Here is a 23,462-nt window from a genome sequence, read left to right as displayed (position 1 = left end):
GGCCTGGGATCATACTCTGGGATTCTCCAGTGGGTTCCCGAAGGTCACGGGTGCGTTGCGGCGGCGGTGGCCTGGATGTCGTCCACGGCCGTGTTCCTCCTGTGCGACCCGCGGCACCTCGGGGAACGGCACGTCGACCCACAGCGGAGTGAACTCCACCTCGTTGTTCGCGGCCAGCGGGTCGATCTCCGCGCCGTCCACTCGGCTGGCTCGGATGGGGTTGTGGGCGGTCTCGATCTCGTACACGTCGATGGCGTGGTGCTTGGCCAGCTCGGGGAGCAGGTAGCGGCGCACCAAGGTGGTGTCGGCGACGCTGGGCCGTTCCCGGCACAGCTCCACCGCGGACACGTACACGCCGGTGGTGTCGGAGGCCGCGGCGGCGGCTGCGGAGGCGACCACGGCGATCATTCCCCGTCGGCCACGGTTGGGCGCGGTGTGAGGTCGTGGCCAACCGTTTGGCCTCACACGGCCTGGAATGGAACGACGAAGGGGCCCCACCCGATGGGTGAGCCCCCTTCTGACCTGCGGAGGATCGGGGATTTGAACCCCGGAAGGGGTTGCCCCCTAACCGCATTAGCAGTGCGGCGCCATAGACCTGACTAGGCGAATCCTCCTGGCTGGGACAAGCCTACAGACACCACGGACGGTTGCGCAAAACGAATGCCCCCGCCGCGCCCCGCGGCCGGTGCGGGCGGGGCCGGGAGGGCGCCGCCCGCTGATGCGGTTGGGGACCGGCCTGAGCGGGTCAGCCGATGGTGCGCTCGATGATGAGGTCGGCGTCCAGGCGCAGCTTGTCCACGGCGCGGGACAGCGTGCTCTTCACCGTGCCGAGCGTCACCCCCATCCGCTCGGCGATCTGCGCCTCGGTGAGGTCGTCGTAGTAGCGCAGCACCACCGTGGTCCGCTGCCGGGAGGGCAGGCGGTCGATGGCGCGCTCCACCACGTCGGCCAGGTCGCTGCGCCAGGTGGGATCGTCCACACGCTGCTCGGGGATCTCGTCGGTCGGGTAGACGTCCAGCCGGTTGCGCCGCCACTCGGAGATCTGCGTGTTCACCATGGCCCTGCGCACGTAGCCGTCGCGCGCCTTCGGGTTGGCGATCCGGTCCCAGGCGAGGAAGGTCTTGACCAGGGCCGCCTGGAGCAGGTCCTCGGCGTCGGCGTGGCTGCCCGTCAGCGACCGGGCCATCCGGAGCAGGGCCGGTCCGCGCTCGGCCACGTAGTGGCTGAACTCGTCGTACCGGGGCGTCCGGGTCGTCCCTGTCACGCCGACCACCGACCTTCACGGGCGCTGCGTGGGCTTTCGTCGTGTTCCTCCCTTCCAACTCTCACACAGCCGACGCAAACATCCGGGCACGTGTGTCCCACGCGCCGACAAACGGCCCGCCGGAGAACCGCGGGCGTCCGGCCTTCCGTCGTGTCCGCGCGCCGCCCCCGGCGAGTCGCGGCACTGGCGGCCGACAAGCCCGTGGCACGGGCCGGTGCCGTTCGCCGGGCCTCGCCTCGGGGACCGGTACCGCCGGTGGAGGGGAGCCGGGGTGAACGAACGGGAACCCCTGTGGTTTGGGGGATCTTGTGGGTGTTTATGAATCTTTCTAGATTTATGGGTTCTATGCGTAGCTTTGTAACGACAGGCTGTGGTGGGGCGATCCCGAGTCGCCCGATGTGCGAAGCCCGGTGTGCGCGGAATCCGCTCTCTGGTTCCATGGGGTGCCCCACGTGTCGTGGGGGCCGCGGCACCGAGAACATGTCTGGACAACGGGGACGAAGCGACGAGTCGTACTGGTGAGGGGGCTCAGTCGAGATGTCAGTGACCACCGAGATCGGACGGGACCGCAGAAGGTTCACAGCCGCGGTGCTCGGCGCCGCGAGCGCACCCGAACCCACACCGCTCGGACACCGCGTCGCGCGCGGCGTGGTCGTCAGCGCCAACGCGCGCATCCTCTGCCTGGCCGTGCCTGGCGGCGAGGAGCACTTCATGTACGACCGCTCCACCGTGTTCTGGCGGGGCGGGGAAGTAGGACCGGGCGAACTCCGCGCCGGTGACGACGCCGTGGTGCTGCGCGTACCCGGCGGCCACCCCATCGCCGCACGCGTGTGGGCCCAGGCCGCCCGCGCCACCGGCGTCATCGTCAGCCGCGACGGCGACACCCTGGAGATCGACCCCGGGCACGGGCGTCCGCGCCAGACCGTCGTCCTGCCCTACCGCACCTCGGGCCGGATCTCCGTCCGCCACCCGCGGCTGGAACCCGGCTACGTCTTCGACGCCGTCGGCGTCTGGGAGGAGGGGGCCGTACTGGCCGTGCGCCCCGCCACGACCCAGCCGCCCTATCCGCTGGGCGCCACACCGCACCGGCCGCCCACGCGCCGGCGCGCCACCACTCTGAGCGGCGTCGCCACCTGGTACGACCCGGCGTGGGGCCGCTCCTCCCACGCGGACCCGCGCGCCCACGTCGACGGGATCGCCTACCCGGCGCTCGACCCCGTCGGCCACGACGGGCCCTGCGACCGGCGCACCTCCTGCGTTCCGCTGCCGCTGCTGTCCACCGGGGCGACCCTGAGCCTGCGCAACGACTGCACGCACGAGTCCGCGGCGCTTCCCGTGGTCGACTGCGCCGCGGCAGACAGCTGGCTGTGCGACCTGTGCTCCTCCTGCGGAGGCCAGAGCGCGGGACGGCTGGCCTCCCTCACCATGACCGGCTTCGTCGCCCTCGGCGGGCGGCTGGAGGACGGCTGCTTCAACGCGACCGTCACCGTCCACGACGGGGAGGGATGACCGATGCTGCCGGAGATCGTCGAGGCGGCCCGCGAGGTGCAGCTACCGCTCCTGGCGGTGCTGCTCCTGGCCGGAGCCGTCGCCAAGACCACCAGGCGGGCGGCCGCCACGGGCCTGGCCGTCCTCGCGCCCGAGCGGCTGCGCCGGGCGTCCACGGTCGGCACCGGCCTGCTGGAGGCCGCGCTGGCGCTCGGCCTGCTCGGGCTGACCGGCCTGCTGGGCGAGACGGTGCGGGCGCTGACCGCGGCCGTGTTCGCCGTCTCGGTCGTGGTCCTGGTGGTGATCCGCAGGCGCGACCCCGAGGCGGGCTGCGGCTGCTTCGGCGGGCTGAGCCAGGCGCCGATCGGCTGGCGGACGCTGACCCGGGCCGGGCTGCTGTCGGCCGCCGCCCCGGCCACGCTCGGCCTGGAACCCGCGGGCTGGGAGGTGGTCGCCTCGCCGACCCCGCTGCACGCGGGAGTCCTGGGCGCCGAACTGCTGGTCCTGGCGCTGCTGAGCCCCGAACTGCGCACCGCGGCCGCACGCACCCTGCACGAGGAGCCCTGCGCGCTGCGCGAGGTACCGCTGCGCCGTACCGTGCGGACCCTGCACGGCAGTGACGTGTGGCGCGTCAACGAACCGGTGATGCTCGGGTCCGAACCCGAGGACGTGTGGCGCCAGGGCTGCTGGAGGTTCCTGCGCTACGACGGCGTGCGGCACGGCCGCCGGGTCGACGTGGTGTACGCCGTCAGAGCCGGGGGCAGGCGCGGCACCGCGGTGCGCGCGGCCCTGGTGGACCGCGAGAGCGGAGCGGTGGTGGCCTCCTTCGGCGCGGTCACCCGCATCGAGCTGACCGGCCCGCCGCGCAAGCTCCTCCACCCGGGGGAGGCCGCCAGGCGGGACGCGTGGCGGCACGACGAGGCCAGGGCCGAGCTGAGCCTTCGGACCGCCCGGGAGCGCTCCGCCGTGTGGGACCTCGTCGCGGACGGTCCCGACGGGAGCGCCCGGGACGAAGGCGTTCGGGAGAGCGGGGGCCGGGGTGAACGCGTTCCGGGGCAGCGCGGTCCGAGCGGACGCGAGGAGGGCGGCCGGGACGCGGCGCAGCAGGGCTCCGCTGAGCGGGACACCGGCGGAACGGACCGGGGCGGGCGCGAACCGACCCCGGCCGGATGAGGGCGCGCCGACGGGCTCCGGTCTCCGGGGCCCGTCGGCGGTGCCGCCGCGCACCCGGTCCGGACGTGACCCCTGCCCCGGCCCTTGGCCCGGCCCCTGGTCCGGCCCGGCCCCGGCCCGGGAACCGCTCCGGTGGTCAGCGGTCGGCTTCCGGCCCGAGCATCTGCCGCTGCCGCTCCACGGCGGCCTCGCTGAACTCCACGAGCATCGTCTCGTAGTCCTCCGGCTCACCGTCTCCGAGGACGGACGTGCTGCCGACGAGGTCGCCGTTGCGGTACATGAGGCTGACCATGCGGCTCCTGTCGTCCCCGGACTCCACCTCGACGGCGAAGGCCCGCGACTCGTCACCGATCCGCGGCACGTCCTCCAGGCCTCTGACGCTGTACTCGGTCGAGGTTCCGTCCTCGTGGGCGGCGGTGTACTCGTCGCAGCTCCGCGGCGGCGTGCTGGACAGCGCCTCCGCGGCCGTGGCCTCGTCCAGACGCACCAGCATGTGCGTGACCGCGCCCTCGGGCCACTCGTAGGCAGCCACGGAGGCGGGGGAGTCGCGCACCCCGTCCAGGGCGGCCCACTGGTTGGCGGCGTCCAGGCACTCGGGCTTGTCGAGTTCGGCGGAGGCCCGCACCTGTTCGCTGTAGCGCACTGTGGCAAGCTCGGAGTAGGTGCCGCGCTCGCTGCTCTCGGCCACGAAGGTGGCGTCGCGGACGTGCAGGGGCTGTGCCTCGTGCAGTGCCTCCGCGGCCTCGGCGCCGGGGTCGGCGGCCTGCTCGGCGGCGCCGCCGCCGCACGCGCTCAGCAGGACCGCGACGGGCACGGCCACGGGAAGGGCCCATGACCGGACGAGTCCTCGCCTCTCGCGCGGCCCGGGGAGCTGACCAGCGTCGTTCCGTGCCGAGTTCGTGGGGCAAGGACGCAAGTGCATGGTGATATCTCCTCGTTTGTGCGATATTTCCGCTGGGAGCGGTGACCGACCCGGACGCGATGTCGCTGAGCGTGTCGCGGGGTTAGCACAAAGTATTGAGGAAGGACAACGGTGTCGGAGTCGAAATCGCCATATCTGCGGTCGGTGCTGGAGAGCATCCCGCCCTACAAGCCGGGCAAGAAGGTCGTCGGTCCCGACGGGCGTTCGGTCAAGCTGTCCTCCAACGAGAGCCCCTACGGGCCGCTCCCGTCGGTGCGTGAGGCCATCTCCGCGGCCGCGGCCGAACTCAACCGCTACCCGGACCCGGGCGCCGCCGAGCTCACCTCCGCACTCGCCCGCCGCCTCGGCGTTCCCGAGGAGCACCTGGCCCTGGGGGCCGGTTCGGTGGGCCTGCTCCAGCAGCTGCTCGAAGCCGTCGGCGAGCCCGGCGCCGAGGTCGTCTACGCCTGGCGCTCCTTCGAGGCCTATCCGCTGCTCGCCGAGCTGGCGGGGGTCACCTCGGTGCGGGTCCCGCTCCGGGACGAGGCGCACGACCTCGACACGATCGCCGACGCGGTCACCGAGAACACCCGCATGGTGCTCGTGTGCAACCCCAACAACCCCACCGGCACCACCGTGCGCGAGGAGGAACTGGTCGCCTTCCTGGACCGGATCCCCGAGAGCGTCCTGGTGGTCCTGGACGAGGCCTACCGCGAGTACGTGCGCGACCCGCGGGTGCCCGACGGCGTCTCCCTGTACCGCGACCGGCCCAACATCGCCGTGCTGCGCACCTTCTCCAAGGCCTACGGGCTCGCCGCCGTGCGCCTGGGCTTCCTCGTGGGTCACCCCCCGGTGACCGCGGCGGTCCGCAAGACCCTCGTCCCGTTCGCGGTGAACCACCTCGCCCAGGCCGCCGGGATCGCCTCCCTGGCCGCCGAGGGGGAGCTGCTGGAGCGCGTGGCGGCCACCGTCGAGGAGCGCGGGCGGGTGCGCGACGCGCTCATCGCCTCCGGGTGGACGGTTCCGCCGACCGAGGCCAACTTCGTGTGGCTGCGGGTGGACGAGGACACGCTCGACTTCGCCGAGGCGTGCGCGCGGGAGGGCGTCTCCGTGCGCCCGTTCGCGGGGGAGGGCGCCCGGGTGAGCCTGGGCACCCCCGAGGAGAACGACGCGTTCCTGGCGGTGGCCACCTCCTACGGCAAGCGCCGTTAGCCCCGCCGTGCCGGTTCCCCGCGCCGTTCACAGGGCGGGGAACCGGCTGGTGAACCCTGTGGCTCCTGAGGCGTTCGGGCTTTCGGAGGCGCTGATACTCCGTGCGCCGCCGGAGCGGGTCGCCGAGGCCGTCCGCTCGGTCAGCGCGCGCGTCATCGCCCTGGACACCCGGGGCGGCGCCCGCGACACCGTGGACGCCGCGGCGCGCGCCGCCGCCCGTGCCCGGGGCGCGGTCCGCACGCGTTTTCCCGACTCTGCGGACGTGCTCGCCGCGGCCGCCGAACTGCACCAGGTCACCGGCTGGGTGGCCTTCGACGCCGAACGCCAGCGCCTGTCCCGGCGGATGACCCTGGCGGCGCTGGACGCCGCGGGCGGGGCGGGCGACCGCTCCATGGAGTACTTCGCGCTCAGCCAGCTGGCGATGCAGGACGTCCACCTGTGGCGGCCGACCGAGGCCCGGCGGGTGTGCGAGGCGGCGTTGGCGGCGGGACCGGCGGGAAGCGTGCGCACCCTGTTCACCCTGAGACTGGCGCGTGCCGCGGCCCAAGAGGGCGAGCGAACCCGGGCGCGGAAGCTGATCGGGGAGACCCTCAGCCGCTACCTGGAGGGGCCGCGCCGGGGCGATCCGGCGTGGACGTGGTGGCTGACCGAGGCGGAGATCGCCTGGCACCGGGGCATGGTCGGCGCCGACGCCGGTGAGCCGGGCGCGGCCGTCGAGGCCTTCGACCGGGTGGCGGAGCTGATCGGGGCGGGCGGACGGGCCGCGGGGACGGGCGGGAGCGGACGGTTCTTGTTCCACGCCGCGGTGAGCCGGCTGTGGGCGCTGGCGCGCGCACGGTCGTGGGAGGAGGCGGAGACCGTGCTGGTGCGCGACGTGCTGCCCGGTCTGGGGAGCGTGGCGTCGGTGCGCTGTGAGCGGCGGCTCGCCGAGGCCGTCCGGCTGCTCGACACGGCGCGGGACCGCCCATCCCTGCGGGACACCGCGCGGTGGTGCGCGGAACGGTCCGGCGCGGGGACCCCGGAGGCCCCGTTGTAGGCCCTCGGGGCCGTGCGTCCGTGCTTCTGTGTCTGCGCACGGCCGAAGGTTGTCCACAGGCTGTGGACGAGGCCGCGCACCTTCCCGGCAGAGGCCCAGGGGGCAGGCGGCGGCTTCCTCCAGGCGCTCGGCCCGCGGGCGGCCCGGGAGCCGCGCGGCGTCCGGCCGGAGGGCGCCGGTGACCCGTGGGGCCGACCGCGGCGGGCCGGGGTTCACCAGTCGGCGGCGGCCACGACCCGGGCGGCGACCTCCTCGACGGTGCGGCCGTCCGTGGCCACGCGCACGGTTCCCGCCGGCGCCTCGGCGTCCAGGCGGGCTGCCGCCCTCAGGCTGCGTTCGACGTGGGGGAGCAGCTGTGAGCCGGTCTCGCGCACCGCCAGGCGTGCGCGCACGGTGGCCTCGCCCGCGGTGAGCAGGATCCGGGTCACCCCGATGTCCCCGCCGCCCATGGCGCGGCGGAGCATGTCCTCCTCCAGCACGCTGACGGTGTTGGTGTAGACGAGGCGGCGGTGGCCGAGCGCCGCGTAGTTGGCCCAGACCGCCGCGACGTTGCGTTCGGTGATCCCGCCCCGGTGGGGGTCGCCGGGCGGGGCCGGGTGCACCTGGTCCATGTAGTCGCCCTCCAGGACGCAGTGGGCGATTCCGTGCCGCTGGAGGATGACGGAGACCTCCCAGCCGACCGTGGTCTTGCCGGTGCCCGAGCCGCCGCCGATGAGGAGGAGGCGTCGGCGCCCGGTTCCGGTGCCGCCGCTTCCGTTGCCCGGAGCGCTGCCGCCGCCGTCGTGGTCCTCGTGGTCGTTCATGCGCGCAAGCCTGACAGGCGGGCGGTCGCGGGTCACCTGAATTGTCCACAGCCTGTGGACGCTGGCTGGTGGGGACGGGCGGGGCGGGGTTAGCCTCGATCCGGGGGCGCTGCGGTCCGCCGTGGCCGCCGTGCGGCGCCCCCGTGTTCCAGGGTCCCAACGAGCCCGTCCGGCGGGCAACCGGCTTCCACAGCCTGTGGACGGCCGTGCGCCACCTCCCGGCCGTCTCCACCGCCCGCCCTGCTCACGCCGAACCGGCCGCCCCCGCGCACGCCGAACCGCCGCCCCGAGCACGCTCACACGGCGCTCACACGGCTCCACAGCCGCGCACACGGACGGGGCGCCCCCCGGTCGTGGTCGCGCCCCCGTGCGACGCTTTCACGCGTCTCACAGGCGTTCTGAGGGCGAGCTTCGCCAGTCCCGGTGCCTTCATCCACTCGCGCGGCTGACAGCCACGTACACGCGCGGGGAAGCAACAGGGCTGTCGACAACCTGGGGAAGGTGCTGACGGCACCGAGGGATCGATGGTCTCAGCATCCGAGGGACTGAAGACCAGCTTCCACATCCCGGACGAACGCTCGCCAGGATGGAAGCGTCGTGATGGGACCATCCGAGTCCAGACGCTGGAGGAGTTGCCGCCGGTTCTCCGAGAACCGGCGGTTGAACCGTTCGAGTTTTCTTCCCGTCAGCTCCGAGGCCGTGGCCAGCGCCCGCTTCAGTTCGGCCTTCGGATCGTTGACCGACTCCATCCGCTTCAAGGGCGGCAACCCGAGCCTGCAACGTCCGTTGGGGTTCCCGGCAACCCTGCGGATCGCGCTCTCGTCCACCAGAAGCCACGCCTCCGTCATGCGCACCGGGATGATGGGTACGTGGACGACCTGCGGCATGTGCTCACGCACCGCGGTCTCGATTTCGCTCATACGGGCCTGACGGCCCGTACCGTCCGCGTCTCGATGAACAGCGACGAGTTCGTACTCGCCACCGAGAGCCCTGACCGCACCGAGCTTGTCCGGTAGCGCATGACCCACATCTCCCAGCCGGTCCAGCTCCGGATTGGTGATGCTCACCTCTACACCGCGATCGGCAGCAATGGTCTCGATGTGATCAGCTATGCCGTCATCGCTGGACCCCTCGCCCAGGAAGAGGATACGGATGGTCACATCCCCTCCAGAGTCAACTGGGCACCGGGCGGGGCAGTGAGGTAGGGGAGGATATCCGGTCGTGTGACGGACACGTTGCCCGGAGTCCTGGCTCGCCAGCTTCCCGTGATGGGACGCAGTCTGAGGGCGTGGGTCATCTGCCCGTCGGCGCGCTTGCGCCGGACGCTGTCGGCGAAGAGGAGGTCGGCGGGGTCGACGACTTGGACGACTCCGGGCGAGTGCGTGTTGACGAGCACCTGTCTGAAGGGGTTGTCCTCGCCCGGTTCCTGGAAGGGGTCGACAGCGAGATCCTTGACGAGGTCAACCATCGCGGGCAGATTGCCGGGATGGATACCGTTCTCCGGTTCCTCCATGCACAGCAGCCCTTGTACGGAGGGGTCCTCCAGGAGGACACACAGCGCCAGAAACCGCAGGGTTCCCTCGGAGAGGCTGCGTGCGGGGATTCGCAGACCGTTGGCCTCCTGCAACTCGACGGCCAGGAGCTGACGCACCTCGTCCTCGACAACGCGCAGCTCGTCCACGGAGACCCCTACGAGGTCGGCCAACCTGCCGGACACCCGTGCGAAAACGCGGTCGGCATCGCCGTGCGACTCCTGCTGCGAGATGCGAAAGAGCGTTCCCGGCAGGTGGAGCCCGTTCGCCCCCATCGTCTGTGGGTCCGTGTACCTGTCCGCGGTACGCAAGGCGGTCGGTTCCAACGCCAGGCGCTTCCAGGACTGCATCTCCCTGCGCGCCGCGAGGATCGTGGGATCGTCGCTACTCGTCACCGTGCTCACCACTGTCGCCGGTGCCCTGGACGCCGCAGCGGGCTTGGGCTGACCTCGGCTCCCGCCATCCTGATGAATACTGATGATGGGCTGGTCGTCCTGGTATGTCGTGGAGATGAAGGCTTGGCCGCTGCGCTTGTTCTTGAGGACGGAGTCCCGAAAGTCCTTTTTGCTGTGGGGGAAACGCAGGCGACGGGGCGCCTCGGTGAGGTTGATGTGCTTCAACCGCTCTCCGAGGAGGGTCAGACGCCCGACCTTGTCGGCCCCGGACGGAGGCAGGAACCCCAGTTCCAGTTCGTAGCGCAGGTAGGTGCTCGTCGCGCTGGCCTCACGGCCGAAGTCGTCTTCGACGCGCTCGGGGACGAGCATTTCCGCTGCGAAGTGCATGCGCCGGTCATGGGAGCCGAAACCGTTCCAGAACAGCTCACGGGGGTCGCCCGAGCGTTCACGGTCAGTGCCCCGCACTTCGGACGCGGCCTCGATCAGCGAACGGCTGGACAGCAGACTGAGGAACTGGATCGCGTCGAACACGTTCGACTTGCCCGTGCCGTTCTCGCCGGCGATACACGTGAACGGGCCGAAGTCCACCTCGAGGTTCAGCAGGTTCTTGAACCCGTCGACCTCCAGCCGTGTGAGCACCGCACTCCCCGTTCGATGACCCTGCGGCCCGCGTTCGACGGGCCGGACGTACGGGGACCGGGGGAGGGCGAGAAGCCCAACCCCGGTCCACGGACATCGCGGCTACTTACCCGCGGCGTCCTTGTCGAGCTTCTCCACGATCAGCCGGTACAGCTGGCGGGGGCGGCCCGGCTGGAGGGTCCGGTTGGGCGGCAGCGGCCACGCCAGCCCCTCCTCCACCAGGGTCCGCAGCAGCCGGCGCGCGGTCCGGGAGGTGACACCGAGCATCCGCCCGGCGTTCTCCGCGTCGACCACCAGCGGCCCGTCCTCCTCGGCGATCTTCTCCGAAAGCCGAATCAGCGTCTCGCGTCCCTTGGTCCGCAGCGGTTCGGAGGACTGCCGTGCGGGCGCGCGCTGGGCGGGCACCAGGGAACGGCCCTCGCGGTCCACCGCGAAGCTCTGCCGAGACGCCTGGGCGCGGTTCAGCGCGGCCCGGGCGTGGGCCTCGGCGTCCTGGGTGGTCCGCCCCATGCCGATGCCGACCTCGATCGCGATCCCCAGCTCCGCCTTGATCCGCTCCACGAACGGCGGCTGCCGGAAACCCTCGGTTGCGGTCACGAGCGACCCGCGAGTCGCCGTCACCATGAACGAATGGTCGTCCAGCCGGTGCGCCGTGGCGTTGATCCGGTGGGCCTCCTGGAGCAGCAGCCGGTGCAGGGACAGCCGCAGCTCCTCCCGCCAGTACCGGGGCGTCGAACGCCGCGTCGAGTCCCGCAGGGTGGGCACGTCCACCACCACCACGCCCAGCTGGGCCTCCTCCAGGCGGTGGTGCGCCCCCAGCAGACCCGCGGTCTGCAGGGCGCTGCGCACACCCGCGTTGGTGGGCCGCAGCCGGACCACCGGCACGCCGATGGCCTCCAGGCGCTCGGCGACCCCGCGCACGCAGGTGATGGCCATCCTGGTGGCCTTGCGGCGCCACAGCCCCTCGTGGAAGGACGTGAGCTGCGCGGTGTTGGTGAGCTCCTCGTGCACGTGGATCCCGTCCACGGGCAGGTCGACCTCGGAGTAGGCCTCCACCACGTCGGCGCGGCTGAGCACGTCCAGACTGGCTCTGGTCGGGTCGTAGCGCTCGTCCAGGGTCGCTCGGAGCAGGGCCTCGTGCAGGCTCGCCCCGCCGAGAGGCACGAAGGTGGCGGGCATCGTCAGCACACCGGCCTTGCGCGCGAACTCGTAGGGGACAGGGCTGGCGAACAGGTACGCGTCGATCGCCGAACCCAGCCTGACGACCTTGTCCGTCGCCTCTTGCTCATCTCGGTACGCGGCGGCGATGAGTCTGGCGTTGAGGGGCCCCGTGGACCCCGGACCCATGAGCATGACCCGTTCGACCACCTCATGGGGTCCTATGACGCCGATCGTCAAATCGCCAGTACGCTGGGCACTCACCTCGGGTTGCTCCCCGCTACCATTCCACGCTCTTCACTATGTGCGCCCACTGGTTTCCCGACCCGATCTCTGTCACGGCATGATTGCCGAGATCGTACCCATTGTGCGGGGCCAAAGAAGATCGTTTTCCATATCAACGCCGAAAGCCCGGGTGGGAGGCGGGCTCCCACCCCGGCTTGAACTGCGCTTTCGGCTCCCTACGAGACGACGACGCGCTCCACGTCAGCGCCTAGCGCAGCGAGCCGGGTCGCGAACTGAGCGTGACCGCGGTCCACCAGATAGCCGGGCGCCACGATTGTCTCACCTTCGGCGACCAGTCCGGCGAGGACCAGGGCCGCGCCGGTGCGCAGGTCGTGGGCGATGACCTCGGTGCCGCGCAGGTTGGTGGTGCCGTGCACGATCGCGCGGGTGCCCTCGACCTCGATCTTGGCGCCCATCTTGGTGAGCTCGTCGGCCAGGGCGAACCGGCCGTCGTAGATGGCCTCGTGGATGTAGCTCTCACCCTCGGCCAGGGTGGCCAGGGCCATCAGCGGCGACTGGAGGTCGGTGGCGAAGCCCGGGAAGGGCGAGGTCACGGCGTTGATCGGCCGCAGCGGCACCGACGGGTCCCGGTGGACGTGCAGGACGGCGCCCTCCTGGGAGAAGCCCACGCCCATCTGCTCCAGCTTCCAGCGGGCCACGCCCAGGTGGTCCAGCTGGGCGCCCACGAGGCTGACGTCACCGCCGGTGGCGGCGACGGTCATCGCGAACACGCCCGCGTCGATGCGGTCGGACATGATGGTGTGCTCGACCGCGGTGAGTTCCTTGACACCCTCGACGGTGATGAAGCCGGTGCCGCCGCCGCTGATCTTGGCGCCCATGGCGCTCAGGAAGTTGATGACGTCGATGACCTCGGGCTCCAGGGCCGCGTGCTCGATCACCGTGGTGCCGGGCGCCAGCACCGCGGCCATGATGAGGTTCTCGGTGCCCGTGTGGGACGGAGTGTCCAGGTACAGGCGGCCGCCGCGGAGGTTGCTGGCCTCGACGTTGATGTGGTTGCGCTCGGGGTCCTCGGTGACCTCGGCGCCCAGGCGCGCGAAGCCCCGGTAGTGGAAGTCCAGGTTCCGGCTGCCCAGGTTGCATCCGCCGACGCCCTCGATGCGGGCGCGGCCGGTGCGGTGCATCAGCGCCGGGACGAAGAGCACGGAGCCGCGGAAACGGGCCGCGATCTCGGCGGGCAGGACGGCCCGCTCGGGGTCGTTGAGCTTGGACGCGTCGATGACGACGGTGCGCTCGGCCTCGTGGAACTCGACCTTGGCACCCACGTGCTCGGCGAGTTCCAGAGCTCGGTAGACGTCCTCGATGACCGGGACGTTCCGCAGCACCGTACGGCCCCTGGCCGCGAGGAGGGCGGCCCCGATCATCGGCAGGACGGCGTTCTTCGCGCCTTGGATGAACGCCGTTCCACTGAGGGGGCGTCCGCCGCGGACGCGGTAACGAACCTCCTGGCCCATGCTCATGTGCTCCTTTGTGAGGCAGATGTGGAAAAAAGGTCACCCTCGTCGGGCTTCGCCTGTGTGCGTATGAGACGCGGGTTTCCCCTGGAACGTTGCGACATCATGCGTGTGACCTGCGCGGCCAGTGAACCGGTGTTCGCGAGAACTCTATAGCACCCGTTCGCATGTACCGGTCCAGGACGTGGTATACCCGCAGATCGGGGGATGGAGTCCCGCCAAACGGCCAAAGAGGTATTCCGCCAACGGGAAAGACCGGGGATGCCGTGCGTATGGTTGTCCGCCGGCCTCCGGTGACCCGCACAACGTCACCACCATACGTGCTCTTGGACGCGAATCGGCGGTCGCGTGCGTCGAATCACCCCCGCGCGGTGCCTCACAGAGCGGGCTTCGTCCCGGTCAGAAGCTCGTAGATCTCCACGTAACGGTCAAGAGTGCGCTGTACCACGTGTTCGGGCAGCTCCGGCGGCGGCGTCTCCGAGGCACGGTCCCACCCGGACTCCGGCGAGCGCAGCCAGTCCCGCAGGACCTGCTTGTCGAAGGAGGTCTGCGGCCCGCCCGGCGCCCACGTGTCGGCGGGCCAGTAGCGGGAGGAGTCGGGGGTGAACACCTCGTCGGCCAGCACCAGGTTCCCCGAAGCGTCGCGCCCGTACTCGAACTTGGTGTCGGCGAGGATGATGCCGCGCTCGCGCGCCAGCTCCCGGCCGCGTCCGTACACGCGCAGGGTGAGGTCGCGCAGCTCGGCGGCCAGTTCGTCCCCGTGCGCGGCGGCGACGGCCCCGAAGGAGACGTTCTCGTCGTGGTCGCCCACCTCGGCCTTGGTCGCCGGGGTGAAGATCGGCTCGGGCAGCTCGGAGCCGTCGACCAGACCGTCGGGCAGCGCGATCCCGCACACGGTGCCGTCCGCCCGGTACTCCTCCAGGCCGGAACCGGTCAGGTAGCCGCGCGCCACGCACTCCACCGGCACCATGTCCAGCCTGCGGCACACCAGGGTCCTGCCCGCCCAGTCGGCGGGGGCGCCCTCCGGGAGGACGTCGGACACGACGTGGTTGGGCACCAGGCCGCCCAACCGCTCGAACCACCACAGGGACAGCTGGGTGAGCAGCCGCCCCTTGCCGGGGATCTCGGTGGGCAGCACCCAGTCGTAGGCCGACACGCGGTCGCTGGCGACCATCACCAGCGACCCGTCGGCCGCGGCGTACAGCTCGCGCACCTTGCCGGTGTGCAGGTGGGTGAGCCCTTCGACCCGGACGGGCTCGGGCCTGACGACGAAACCGCTCATGGCTTCCCCTCTCCTACGCACCGGCCGCCGGGCGGCGCCGGGCGGGTTGTCCACAGGTTCGGGAAGGGGCTGTGGAACGTGCCCCGGTCCGTGATGGACTTGGAAAGGGGGCCTCGAACCCCCTCCCCATCGGGGTGCCCTGGGCACGCCCGCCCTCAGGCGTGCCCGCACCCCGCTTACAGCTCGGCCGCGGCGCGCTCGGCGATGTCGGTGCGGTGGAACGAGCCGCGCAGCTCGATGCGCGCCACGGCCTCGTAGGCCCGCTCGCGCGCCTGGCGCAGGTCGATCCCGGTGCCGACGACGTTGAGCACCCGGCCTCCGCTCGCCTTGACGCCGCCCGAGCCCTCCCAGTCGGTGCCCGCGTGCAGCACGTACGCGCCCTCCAGCGCGTTGGCCTGGTCCAGGCCGCCGATGACGTCGCCCTTGACCGGGTCGCCGGGGTAGTTCTCGGCGGCGACCACCACGGTGACCGCGGCGCCCGACTTCCACTGGAGGGAGCCGATGCTCCCCAGGCCTCCGGTGTCGGTGGCCTGGAGGACGGCGCCGATCGGGGTGGCCAGACGGTCCAGGACCACCTGGGTCTCCGGGTCGCCGAACCGGGCGTTGAACTCCACCACGCGCGGACCCCGCGACGTGAGCGCCAGACCCACGTACAGCAGGCCCTGGTAGCGCTTGCCGCGCCGGTTCATCTCCACCAGGGTCGGCCGCACGACCGACTCCATGACCTCGTCCACCAGACCGGCCGGAGCCCACGGCAGCGGCGCGTACGCGCCCATGCCGCCCGTGTTGGGGCCCTGGTCGCCGTCGTAGGCGCGCTTGAAGTCCTGCGCGGGCAGCAGCGGCAGGGCGTGCAGCCCGTCGCTCAGCACGAAGAGGGACACCTCGGGGCCGTCGAGGAACTCCTCGATGACCACGCGGCCGCACTCGCGGGCGTGCTGCTCGGCGAGGGCGCGGTCCTCGGTCACCACGACGCCCTTGCCCGCGGCCAGGCCGTCGTTCTTGACCACGTAGGGCGTGCCGAACTCGTCGAGCGCCTCGGACACCTGGCTGGCGGTCCTGCACACCCGCGCCTTGGCGGTGGGCACCCCGGCGGCCTCCATGACCTCCTTGGCGAAGGCCTTGGAGCCCTCCAGGCGGGCGGCCTCCTGGTCGGGGCCGAACACCGGGATGCCCCGGTCGCGCAGGGCGTCCGCCACACCGGAGACCAGCGGGGCCTCCGGTCCGATGACGACCAGCTCGGCGCGGATGCGCGCGGCCAGCTCGGTGACGGCCAGGCCGTCGGTCACGTTGAGCACGTGGTTCTCGGCCAGCTCCGAGATGCCGGGGTTGCCCGGGGCGCTGTGGATGCTGGTGACACCCGGGTCCAGGGACAGGGCGCGGACCAGAGCGTGCTCGCGGCCTCCGCCGCCGAGAACGAGGGCTTTCACTACTGGGGGCCTCTTCGTGTTGAAGGCGGACAGACGGGGGGTCAGACCAGGGAGCGGAGCTGGAGCGTCTCGTCGCGGCCGGGTCCGACGCCGATGGCGGAGATCGGGGCCCCCGCCATCTCCTCAAGGGTACGCACGTAGGCCTGCGCGTTCTTGGGGAGTTCGTCGAACGTCCGGACGCCGGTGATGTCCTCGGACCAGCCGTCGAGGTACTCGTAGACGGGCTTCGCGTGGTGGAAATCGGTCTGGGTCATCGGGATCTCGTCGTGGCGGACGCCGTCGACCTCGTAGGCCACGCACACGGGGATGCGCTCCAGGCCGGTGAGCACGTCGAGCTTGGTGAGGAAGAAATCGGTGACGCCGTTGATCCGCGTGGCGTAGCGCGCGATGGGCGCGTCGAACCAGCCGCAGCGGCGGTTGCGGCCGGTGGTGACGCCGTACTCGCCGCCCTGGGTGCGCAGCCACTCGCCCTGCTCGTCGAGCAGCTCGGTGGGGAAGGGGCCCGAGCCCACGCGGGTGGTGTAGGCCTTGAGGATGCCCACGACCTTGGTGATGCGGGTGGGGCCGATGCCGGACCCGGCCGCCGCGCCGCCCGAGGTGGGGGAGGAGGAGGTCACGAACGGGTAGGTGCCGTGGTCGATGTCCAGCAGGGTGCCCTGCGAACCCTCCAGGTACACCGTCTTGCCCTCGTCGAGCGCCTTGTTCAGGATCAGGGAGGTGTCGGCGACGTAGGGGCGCAGCTGCTCGGCGTAGCCCAGGTACTCCTCGATGATCGGCTCGGCCTCCAGGCCGCGCCGGTTGTACACCTTGGTGAGCAGCTGGTTCTTGTCGTGCAGGGCCAGCTCGATCTTCTTGCGCAGGATCTTGGGGTCGAACATGTCCTGGACGCGCACGCCCTGGCGGGAGACCTTGTCGGCGTAGGTCGGGCCGATGCCGCGCCCGGTGGTGCCGATCTTGCCCTTGCCGAGGAAGCGCTCGCTGACCTTGTCCAGCGCCCGGTGGTAGGGCATGATCAGGTGCGCGTTCGCCGAGATGAGCAGGCGGGACGTGTCCACGCCGCGCTCGTTGAGGCCGCGCAGCTCCTCCAGCAGCACGCCCGGGTCGATGACGACGCCGTTGGCGATGACCGGCACCACGTTCGGGGACAGGATGCCCGAGGGCAGCAGGTGCAGTGCGTACTTCTGGTCGCCGATGACCACGGTGTGCCCGGCGTTGTTCCCGCCCTGGTAGCGCACCACGTAGTCCACGCGGTCGCCGACAAGGTCGGTCGCCTTGCCCTTACCCTCGTCGCCCCACTGGGCACCCACGAGCGTGATCGCCGGCATTGGTCTCTACCTCTTCGCTCGACACCTGACCCGGGGCTTTCCGGCCCCGAACACGGAAAACCCCTGGCGCAAGGCTGCGACAGGGGCCGTTGCGTATTGAGGGTACACGACCAGGGCATCCGGGTTAAGTGGGGCACCGGGGCACGTGCGACACACGGGCCCCACCAGAACCGGGGACCGCGAGGCGTGGACGGGCCGTCCGGAACCCGTACCGATCCCGGACGACCCGACGACCGGCGGGCGGGCGCGTCAGCCGTTGAGCGCCTTGTCGGCCTCGGCGCTGGACTCGCGCAGGAAGGTGGCGCAGCGCTCGGCCTCGTCGTTGTCGCCGATCTCCGCCGAAGCCCTGCCCAGGGCGTGCAGCGCGCGCAGGAAGCCCCGGTTGGGCTCGTGCTCCCAGGGGATCGGGCCGTGGCCCTTCCATCCCGAACGGCGCAGCTGGTCCAGGCCGCGGTGGTAGCCGGTCCGGGCGTAGGCGTAGGCGGCCACCGGCTGGCCGTCGGCCAGGGCCAGCTCGGCCAGCCGCGCCCACGCGGCCGAGTACTCGGGGAAGCGCCCGGCGACCGGCGTGGGGTCGTCGGCGGAGGCGAGGGCCTCGCGGGCCTCGGGGTTGTCGGCCAGGCGCGTCTCGGGCGGCTCGTTGAGCAGGTTCTGGTGCAGGTTCATGGTTCCCATCCTGCCACCGGGCGGCCCGGTCCGCCGGAGGGCTCCGCGCCACTCGGCCAGGCGCTCCCCCTCCCGCCGGATCCGCGCACGGAAAGCGGGGAGGCGCTGAGCCGCCACGGTCCCAGGAAAACGCGGTGCCCGGCGGCCGAGGCCGCCGGGCACCGTTCGCGGACCGCCGAACCGGTGGCGGGCCGCGACTACTTCATCTTGTTGCCCGCGGACTTCAGGTGCTGGGCGGCCTCCACCACACGGGCGGCCATGCCGGCCTCGGCCGCCTTGCCGTAGGCGCGGGGGTCGTAGGCCTTCTTGTTGCCGATCTCGCCGTCGATCTTCAGCACGCCGTCGTAGTTCTTCATGATGTGGTCGACCACGGGGCGGGTGTAGGCGTACTGCGTGTCGGTGTCGACGTTCATCTTCACCACGCCGTACTCGATGGCCTCGTGGATCTCCTCCATGGTGGAGCCGGAGCCGCCGTGGAAGACGAAGTCGAACGCCTTGGCCCGGCCGTACTTCTCGGCGACGGCCTCCTGGGCCTTCTTGAGCACCTCCGGGCGCAGCTTGACGAAGCCCGGCTTGTAGGAGCCGTGCACGTTGCCGAAGGTCAGGGCCGTCAGGTAGTAGCCCTTCTCGCCCAGGCCCAGCACCTCGGCGGTGCGCAGCGCGTCGTTGGGCGTGGTGTAGAGCTTCTCGTTGATCTCGCCGACGATGCCGTCCTCCTCGCCGCCGACGACGCCCACCTCGATCTCCAGGATCGTCCGGGCGGCCTTGGAGGCGGCCAGCAGCTCCTCGGCGATCTGGAGGTTCTCCTCCAGCTCGACCGCCGAGCCGTCCCACATGTGGGACTGGAACAGCGGCTCCTGGCCCTTGGCCACGCGCTCCTTGGAGATCTCCAGCAGCGGGCGGACGAAGCCGTCGAGCTTGTTCTTGGGGCAGTGGTCGGTGTGGAGGGCGATGTTCACCGAGTACTTCTCGGCCACGACGCGGGCGAACTCGGCGAAGGCGACCGAGCCGGTGACCATGTCCTTGACCGTGGCGCCGGACAGGAACTCCGCGCCGCCGGTGGAAACCTGGACGATGCCGTCGCTTTCGGCCTCGGCGAAGCCGCGCAGGGCGGCGTGCAGCGTCTGGCTGGAGGTCACGTTGATGGCCGGGTAGGCGAAGCCCTCGGACTTCGCGCGGCTCAGCATCTCGGTGTAGACCTCGGGGCTGGCGATGGGCATGCTTGACTCTCCCTGGATTCGGCCTGGAGCGAGCGGCCGCCGGTATCACGCCGACGGCACCCCACGTGCGTTGCCCCGGTGGAGACGGACGTCGGGGGGAGGCGGCCCTCGGGCCGTGCGTCCGGGTGTGTCCACCAGGTGTCACCCAAGTATCCCGAATACCCGGAGCCGTTGAAAAGGTCTAGACCAAATTGCCCGAGGTTGTCGGTGTAGGCGCAGCTGGCGGGGGTCGGCGCCCGGGCTCCGCGCGCCCGGTTCGACGGAGAGTGACCCCTTCATCCCCGTTGTGACGGAATTGCGGGAGGCGTGGGGCTTCCAGGCGACTGCTGTCGCTTTTTGCCGTGATACGCGCTACATTCAACGCCGTGGGAAGGCATAGGAATGATCCTCGCGGCGTTGGCCAGGTGATGGCCATCGTCGGGGCCGTCGTGCTCCTGGTGACGCTCCTGGCCCTGGGCGGTTTCTTCCTCTACCGCTCCCTCCCCGGCACCAGCGTGAGCGCCAACGCCTCGGAGACGGCGGCCGAGAGCGCGGAGCCGAGCAGCATGGGCGTCCTGTACGTCCGCGTCGTCGGCGAGTCCAGCGACGTCTTCGTCCGCATCCCCGGCGGCGACGTGCTGATGGACCAGAACATGAGCCAGGGCCAGTCGGTCAACTACGCGACCGCCGACGAGGGTCTGGAGGTCACCATCGGCGACCCCGCCGCCGTCGAGGTCTTCGTCGACGGCGACGAGCGCGACATCTCCGACCGCGAACCCGGCTTCAGCTTCACGATCGACCCGCAGGACGGCTGAGGCCGCCCGGGGCGCGGACCCCTCGGCGGCACCCGTCCCACGGAGAAGGGCCGCCGGAACGCCCCGTGGCGCCCCGCGGCCCGCGCGCTAGACGTCCAGGTCGGAGACCCCGTACACCGCCCGGTACTCCAGGCCCTCCTCGGTGACCCGCTCGCGCGCGCCCCGGTCCAGGATCAGCGCAACCGCCACCACCTCGGCGCCCGCCTCGCGCAGCGCCTCCACGGCCGTCAGCACCGAGCCGCCGGTGGTGGAGGTGTCCTCCAGGGCGAGCACGCGCCGCCCGCGCACGTCGGCCCCCTCGATCCGCTTCTGGAGGCCGTGCGCCTTGCCCGCCTTGCGCACCACGAAGGCGTCCAGCGTGCGCCCGCGCGCGTGCGCGGCGTGCAGCATGGCGGTGGCCACCGGGTCCGCGCCCAGCGTCAGGCCGCCGACCGCGTCGAACTCCAGGTCCGCGACGTTGTCCAACATGACCGAGCCGACCAGCGGCGCGGCCTTCCCGTCCAGGGTGACCCGGCGCAGGTCGACGTAGTAGTCGGCCTCCATGCCCGAGGACAGGGTCACCTTGCCGCGCACGACCGCCTTATCGTTGATCTGACGCAGGAGTTCATCACGTTCGCTCATGATCAGTGAGCCTAGAACACCGGACGGGACGCGGGCGCACCGCGTCGCCCCCGGTGGGAGGGACGGCCATGCCGCAGTCCGGGGACACGGTCCGGGTGGAGACCACCGTCGACAGCAGGGACGGCGCGGAACGGCTGGCGCGGTCGGTGGTCGAGCACCGGCTGGCGGCCTGCGCGCAGGTGAGCGGGCCCATCACCAGCTTCTACCGCTGGGAGGGCCGGGTCCGGGCCGACGAGGAGTGGACGGTGGTGCTCAAGACCGCCGCCGACCGGCTGGACGAGCTGACCGCGCACCTCGGCGAGGCCCACCCCTACGACGTTCCCGAGGTCGTCGCCGTGCCCGTCACCGGTGGCAACCCCGCCTACCTGGAGTGGGTGCGCGACGAGACCCGGGGAGGCACCTCCGCGTGATCGCCGTCCTGCTCCCCCCGACCCTCGGCGAACCCACGCGGCTGCCCGGCCTGGCCGACCGGCTGTCCGGGTACGGCATCACCGCCGTCCGCCCCGAGGTGGGCGGCGACGAACACCCGCCGCACGCGGCCCGCTACGTCGCCCGCGCCAGCCTGGAGGTCAACCGCCTGGTCGCGCCGGACGCGCCGACCGCGCTCGTGGCCGAGGGCGGTGCCGGACCGCTGCTGGGCGCCGTGGGCGCGGCCCAGCGGGCGGCGCACCGGCCGGTGTTCGGCTACGTGCTGGTGGACGCGTTCCTGCCCCAGCCGGGCAGCCCCACCCGCGCGGACGTCGCGAGGACGCAGAGCCCCGAGGACGCGGCCCCGGACACGGCGGTTCCTCCCGGGGAGCCCGCCGGCTACCGGACCGAGCCGCTGCCGATGGTCTCCGACTGGCCGGACGCGCCGTGCGGCTACCTGCTCACCGACCCGGGCCTGCGCCATGCGGCCCGTCTGGCGCGTCTGCGCGGCTGGAGCGTGCGCGAGGCGGCCCCGGAGGAGGCGTCCGAGGCCCTGGCCGCGCTGCTGGTGGAGCTGCGCGGCGGCTCCTGAGACGCCGCCCGGGGCCGGTGCCGAGCCCTCCAGGCCGGTCGGTGCTCCCCGGCGGTGCCGCGGGCGGGGTGCGCGGTTACAGACCGCGGAGCCGGGGCGGCGGGAAAACCGGATGACACCGCCGGGCGGGCTCCGGAGAATCGGCGCATGATCACCGACCACTTCCCGCCCCTGGGCCTGCGGCTGACCACACCGCGCCTCGAACTGCGGCTCCCGTCCCTCGACGACCTCGGGCGACTGGCCGAGGTCGCGATCGGGGGCGTCCACGACCCGGACACGATGCCCTTCACCGAACCCTGGACCGACCGGCCGCCGGACGAGCTCGCCCTCGGGGTGGTGCAGCACAACCTCGGGGTCCTCGCCTCGTGGAAGCCGCGGGACTGGGGCCTCAACCTCGTCGTGGTCCACGAGGGCGCCGTGGTGGGCATCCAGGACATGCGGGCGCGCGACTTCGCGGTCACGCGCCAGGTGGGCACCGGATCGTGGCTGGGAAGAGCCCACCAGGGCAGGGGGATCGGCACCGAGATGCGCGCCGCCGTGCTGCACCTGGCCTTCGAGGGGCTGGGCGCCGTGGCCGCGGTGTCGTCGGTGTTCAAGGGCAACACCGCCTCGGAGCGGGTCTGCGAACGCCTGGGGTACCGCGGGAACGGGTTCGACCTGATCGAGGTCAGGGGAAGACGGGTGGTGAGGAACCACTACCGGCTGACCAGGTCGGACTGGGCGGCGCACCGCACCGTCCCGGTCACCGTGGCGGGGCTGGAGCCGTGCCTGCCGTTCTTCGGGCTGGACGGGGCCGGGACGGAGTAGCACCGGCCGCGGGGGCGTCGGCCCCGCGGCCCGGACCCGCTCCGGCCCCGCGTGAGCGTACGGCCGGGACGGAACCGCTAGCGGCGGACCTGGACGACCACCGTGCCCGCCGCCTTGTCGTGGAGGCACTTGCGGGTCCTCTTGTCGCGCAGGGGCCACAGGACGTTGGTGATCGACCACGGCAGGAGCCAGTTGACCAGGTTGGTGTGCCCGGGCGCGTAGAGCAGCGCCCGCACGAACGCGCGACCGGCCCTGACCCTTCCGCTGCCGTCGGAGCGCACCACCCACAGGCCCAGGAGCATCTTGCCGACCGACCGCCCCCACAGGCGGACTTGGAGCCACTCCAACACGATGGGCAACAGGAAGAAATTGAAGATGTAGACCACCATGAAAGTGGTTTCACCAGGGCCACCGTCGATCTCGCCGCCTCCTAGGGCCGCGCTGACGAAGGTCCCCAGCAGCATCATGGCGAACCAGAGGAAACCGAAGACGATCGTGTCGACCATCCGGGCCAAGAAGCGCACACCCATCTCGGCGCGGCCGATCTCGGGGTTGTGCGGGCTCCAGTGCCCCGGGTCGGTGAGCGCCGGCGGAAGCCAGCTCTGCGGCGGCGGGTAGTAGCCCTGATGCCCGTACGCGTAAGGGGTCTGGTGGGGCGGGGGGTACATGGGGGCCTGCGGCGGCGTCGCATACGCGGGCACGGGCGGGGTCTGGTACCCGGACGGCGCGGGGTGGGCGGGCGCCTGCCCGCCGGACGGGGCGTAGGGGGCCTGGTAGGCGGGCTGGACGTCGTACCCCGCGTACGGGGAACCGTGCTCCGGCTGTCCACCGGCGGGCTGGTGCGGGGGCTGCATGGCTCTCCTGCCGAACGTCGTCAGGTGCTTTCGGTGGGTGATGGTGTCGGGGCGCCACGGAGCGCGGGACCGTGGCGCGTGTTCCGTCCGATGCCGTGGACACGGGCG

Annotated in this window: 22 protein-coding genes, 1 tRNA gene and 1 pseudogene; 8 read left to right on the top strand and 16 right to left on the bottom strand. The window is 71.8% G+C overall.

What is annotated here, in order from left to right; genetic code table 11:
• Positions 1-9: 9 nt before the first annotated feature.
• The 3 genes from PV789_RS28515 to PV789_RS28505 form a co-directional block, all read right to left on the bottom strand.
• Positions 10-399: a hypothetical protein gene (locus tag PV789_RS28515; protein ID WP_274975383.1), complete on the bottom strand. Its 390-nt coding sequence runs from the start codon at positions 397-399 to the stop codon at positions 10-12.
• A 126-nt stretch (positions 400-525) separates the two neighbouring features.
• A tRNA-Ser gene (locus PV789_RS28510) sits at positions 526-614 on the bottom strand.
• Positions 615-745: 131 nt separating this feature from the next.
• A complete protein-coding gene (locus tag PV789_RS28505; protein ID WP_274975382.1) occupies positions 746-1,273 on the bottom strand; it encodes a SigE family RNA polymerase sigma factor in 528 nt (175 codons plus the stop codon).
• Positions 1,274-1,801: 528 nt separating this feature from the next.
• Here PV789_RS28505 and PV789_RS28500 point away from each other — a divergent pair.
• Positions 1,802-2,773, top strand: coding sequence for a hypothetical protein (locus tag PV789_RS28500; protein ID WP_274975381.1), 972 nt, complete (start codon positions 1,802-1,804; stop codon positions 2,771-2,773).
• Between the two features lie 3 nt (positions 2,774-2,776).
• Entirely contained in the window at positions 2,777-3,925 is a 1,149-nt protein-coding gene (locus PV789_RS28495) for a MauE/DoxX family redox-associated membrane protein (protein ID WP_274975380.1), read from the top strand.
• A 136-nt stretch (positions 3,926-4,061) separates the two neighbouring features.
• On the opposite strand, the gene PV789_RS28490 is transcribed toward PV789_RS28495, so the two are convergent.
• On the bottom strand, positions 4,062-4,745 hold the full coding sequence (locus PV789_RS28490; protein WP_274975379.1) for a hypothetical protein: 684 nt from the start codon (positions 4,743-4,745) through the stop codon (positions 4,062-4,064).
• Between the two features lie 213 nt (positions 4,746-4,958).
• Between PV789_RS28490 and hisC the strand changes: the two genes are divergently transcribed.
• Positions 4,959-6,038 carry a histidinol-phosphate transaminase gene (gene hisC, locus PV789_RS28485; protein ID WP_274975378.1) on the top strand — a complete coding sequence of 360 codons (1,080 nt, stop codon included), beginning with the start codon at positions 4,959-4,961 and terminating at the stop codon, positions 6,036-6,038.
• Positions 6,037-7,074 (top strand): annotated as a pseudogene (locus PV789_RS28480) (NsdA family TPR-like regulatory protein); the annotation flags it as partial. The gene hisC and the pseudogene PV789_RS28480, both read left to right, overlap by 2 nt.
• Before the next feature lie 212 nt (positions 7,075-7,286).
• On the opposite strand, the gene PV789_RS28475 reads toward PV789_RS28480, so the two are convergent.
• The 10 genes from PV789_RS28475 to fbaA form a co-directional block, all read right to left on the bottom strand.
• Entirely contained in the window at positions 7,287-7,877 is a 591-nt protein-coding gene (locus tag PV789_RS28475) for a hypothetical protein (RefSeq protein ID WP_274975376.1), read from the bottom strand.
• 530 nt (positions 7,878-8,407) lie between these two features.
• Complete coding sequence (locus PV789_RS28470) at positions 8,408-9,037, bottom strand: hypothetical protein (protein WP_274975375.1); 630 nt, start codon at positions 9,035-9,037, stop codon at positions 8,408-8,410.
• Positions 9,034-10,443, bottom strand: a complete 1,410-nt coding sequence (locus PV789_RS28465; protein WP_274975374.1) for an AAA family ATPase — start codon at positions 10,441-10,443, stop codon at positions 9,034-9,036. Before PV789_RS28465 ends, PV789_RS28470 begins: the two co-directional genes overlap by 4 nt.
• Positions 10,444-10,545: 102 nt before the next feature.
• Complete coding sequence (locus PV789_RS28460) at positions 10,546-11,811, bottom strand: transcriptional regulator (protein ID WP_274975373.1); 1,266 nt, start codon at positions 11,809-11,811, stop codon at positions 10,546-10,548.
• Between the two features lie 251 nt (positions 11,812-12,062).
• Entirely contained in the window at positions 12,063-13,358 is a 1,296-nt protein-coding gene (gene murA, locus PV789_RS28455; RefSeq protein WP_274978280.1) for a UDP-N-acetylglucosamine 1-carboxyvinyltransferase, read from the bottom strand.
• 376 nt (positions 13,359-13,734) lie between these two features.
• Positions 13,735-14,640 carry a phosphoribosylaminoimidazolesuccinocarboxamide synthase gene (locus tag PV789_RS28450; protein WP_274975372.1) on the bottom strand — a complete coding sequence of 302 codons (906 nt, stop codon included), beginning with the start codon at positions 14,638-14,640 and terminating at the stop codon, positions 13,735-13,737.
• 176 nt (positions 14,641-14,816) lie between these two features.
• Positions 14,817-16,067, bottom strand: coding sequence for a phosphoribosylamine--glycine ligase (gene purD / locus PV789_RS28445; protein ID WP_274975371.1), 1,251 nt, complete (start codon positions 16,065-16,067; stop codon positions 14,817-14,819).
• 41 nt (positions 16,068-16,108) lie between these two features.
• Complete coding sequence (locus PV789_RS28440) at positions 16,109-17,392, bottom strand: adenylosuccinate synthase (protein WP_013155628.1); 1,284 nt, start codon at positions 17,390-17,392, stop codon at positions 16,109-16,111.
• A gap of 249 nt (positions 17,393-17,641) precedes the next feature.
• Positions 17,642-18,058, bottom strand: a complete 417-nt coding sequence (locus tag PV789_RS28435) for a DUF3151 domain-containing protein (RefSeq protein ID WP_274975370.1) — start codon at positions 18,056-18,058, stop codon at positions 17,642-17,644.
• A gap of 197 nt (positions 18,059-18,255) precedes the next feature.
• Complete coding sequence (gene fbaA, locus PV789_RS28430) at positions 18,256-19,278, bottom strand: class II fructose-bisphosphate aldolase (protein ID WP_274975369.1); 1,023 nt, start codon at positions 19,276-19,278, stop codon at positions 18,256-18,258.
• 407 nt (positions 19,279-19,685) lie between these two features.
• On the opposite strand from fbaA, the gene PV789_RS28425 reads away from it, so the two are divergent.
• Entirely contained in the window at positions 19,686-20,072 is a 387-nt protein-coding gene (locus PV789_RS28425) for a RodZ domain-containing protein (protein WP_274978279.1), read from the top strand.
• Between the two features lie 87 nt (positions 20,073-20,159).
• Here PV789_RS28425 and pyrE read toward each other — a convergent pair whose 3' ends face one another.
• Positions 20,160-20,693, bottom strand: coding sequence for an orotate phosphoribosyltransferase (gene pyrE / locus PV789_RS28420; RefSeq protein ID WP_013155624.1), 534 nt, complete (start codon positions 20,691-20,693; stop codon positions 20,160-20,162).
• 68 nt (positions 20,694-20,761) lie between these two features.
• On the opposite strand from pyrE, the gene cutA reads away from it, so the two are divergent.
• The 3 genes from cutA (at position 20,762) to PV789_RS28405 (ending at position 22,500) form a co-directional block, all read left to right on the top strand.
• Positions 20,762-21,103: a divalent-cation tolerance protein CutA gene (gene cutA, locus PV789_RS28415; RefSeq protein WP_274975368.1), complete on the top strand. Its 342-nt coding sequence runs from the start codon at positions 20,762-20,764 to the stop codon at positions 21,101-21,103.
• Positions 21,100-21,693, top strand: coding sequence for a hypothetical protein (locus PV789_RS28410; RefSeq protein WP_274975367.1), 594 nt, complete (start codon positions 21,100-21,102; stop codon positions 21,691-21,693). The genes cutA and PV789_RS28410 overlap by 4 nt, the downstream gene beginning before the upstream one ends.
• 147 nt (positions 21,694-21,840) lie before the next feature.
• Positions 21,841-22,500: a GNAT family N-acetyltransferase gene (locus PV789_RS28405; RefSeq protein WP_274975366.1), complete on the top strand. Its 660-nt coding sequence runs from the start codon at positions 21,841-21,843 to the stop codon at positions 22,498-22,500.
• A 77-nt stretch (positions 22,501-22,577) separates the two neighbouring features.
• Here PV789_RS28405 and PV789_RS28400 read toward each other — a convergent pair whose 3' ends face one another.
• On the bottom strand, positions 22,578-23,354 hold the full coding sequence (locus tag PV789_RS28400) for an RDD family protein (RefSeq protein WP_274975365.1): 777 nt from the start codon (positions 23,352-23,354) through the stop codon (positions 22,578-22,580).
• Between the last annotated feature and the right edge of the window lie 108 nt (positions 23,355-23,462).

This window comes from Nocardiopsis camelliae (genome assembly GCF_028993595.1).
GTDB classification, from domain to species: domain Bacteria; phylum Actinomycetota; class Actinomycetes; order Streptosporangiales; family Streptosporangiaceae; genus Nocardiopsis; species Nocardiopsis dassonvillei.
This window is presented reverse-complemented; position numbering and strand designations above follow the sequence as displayed.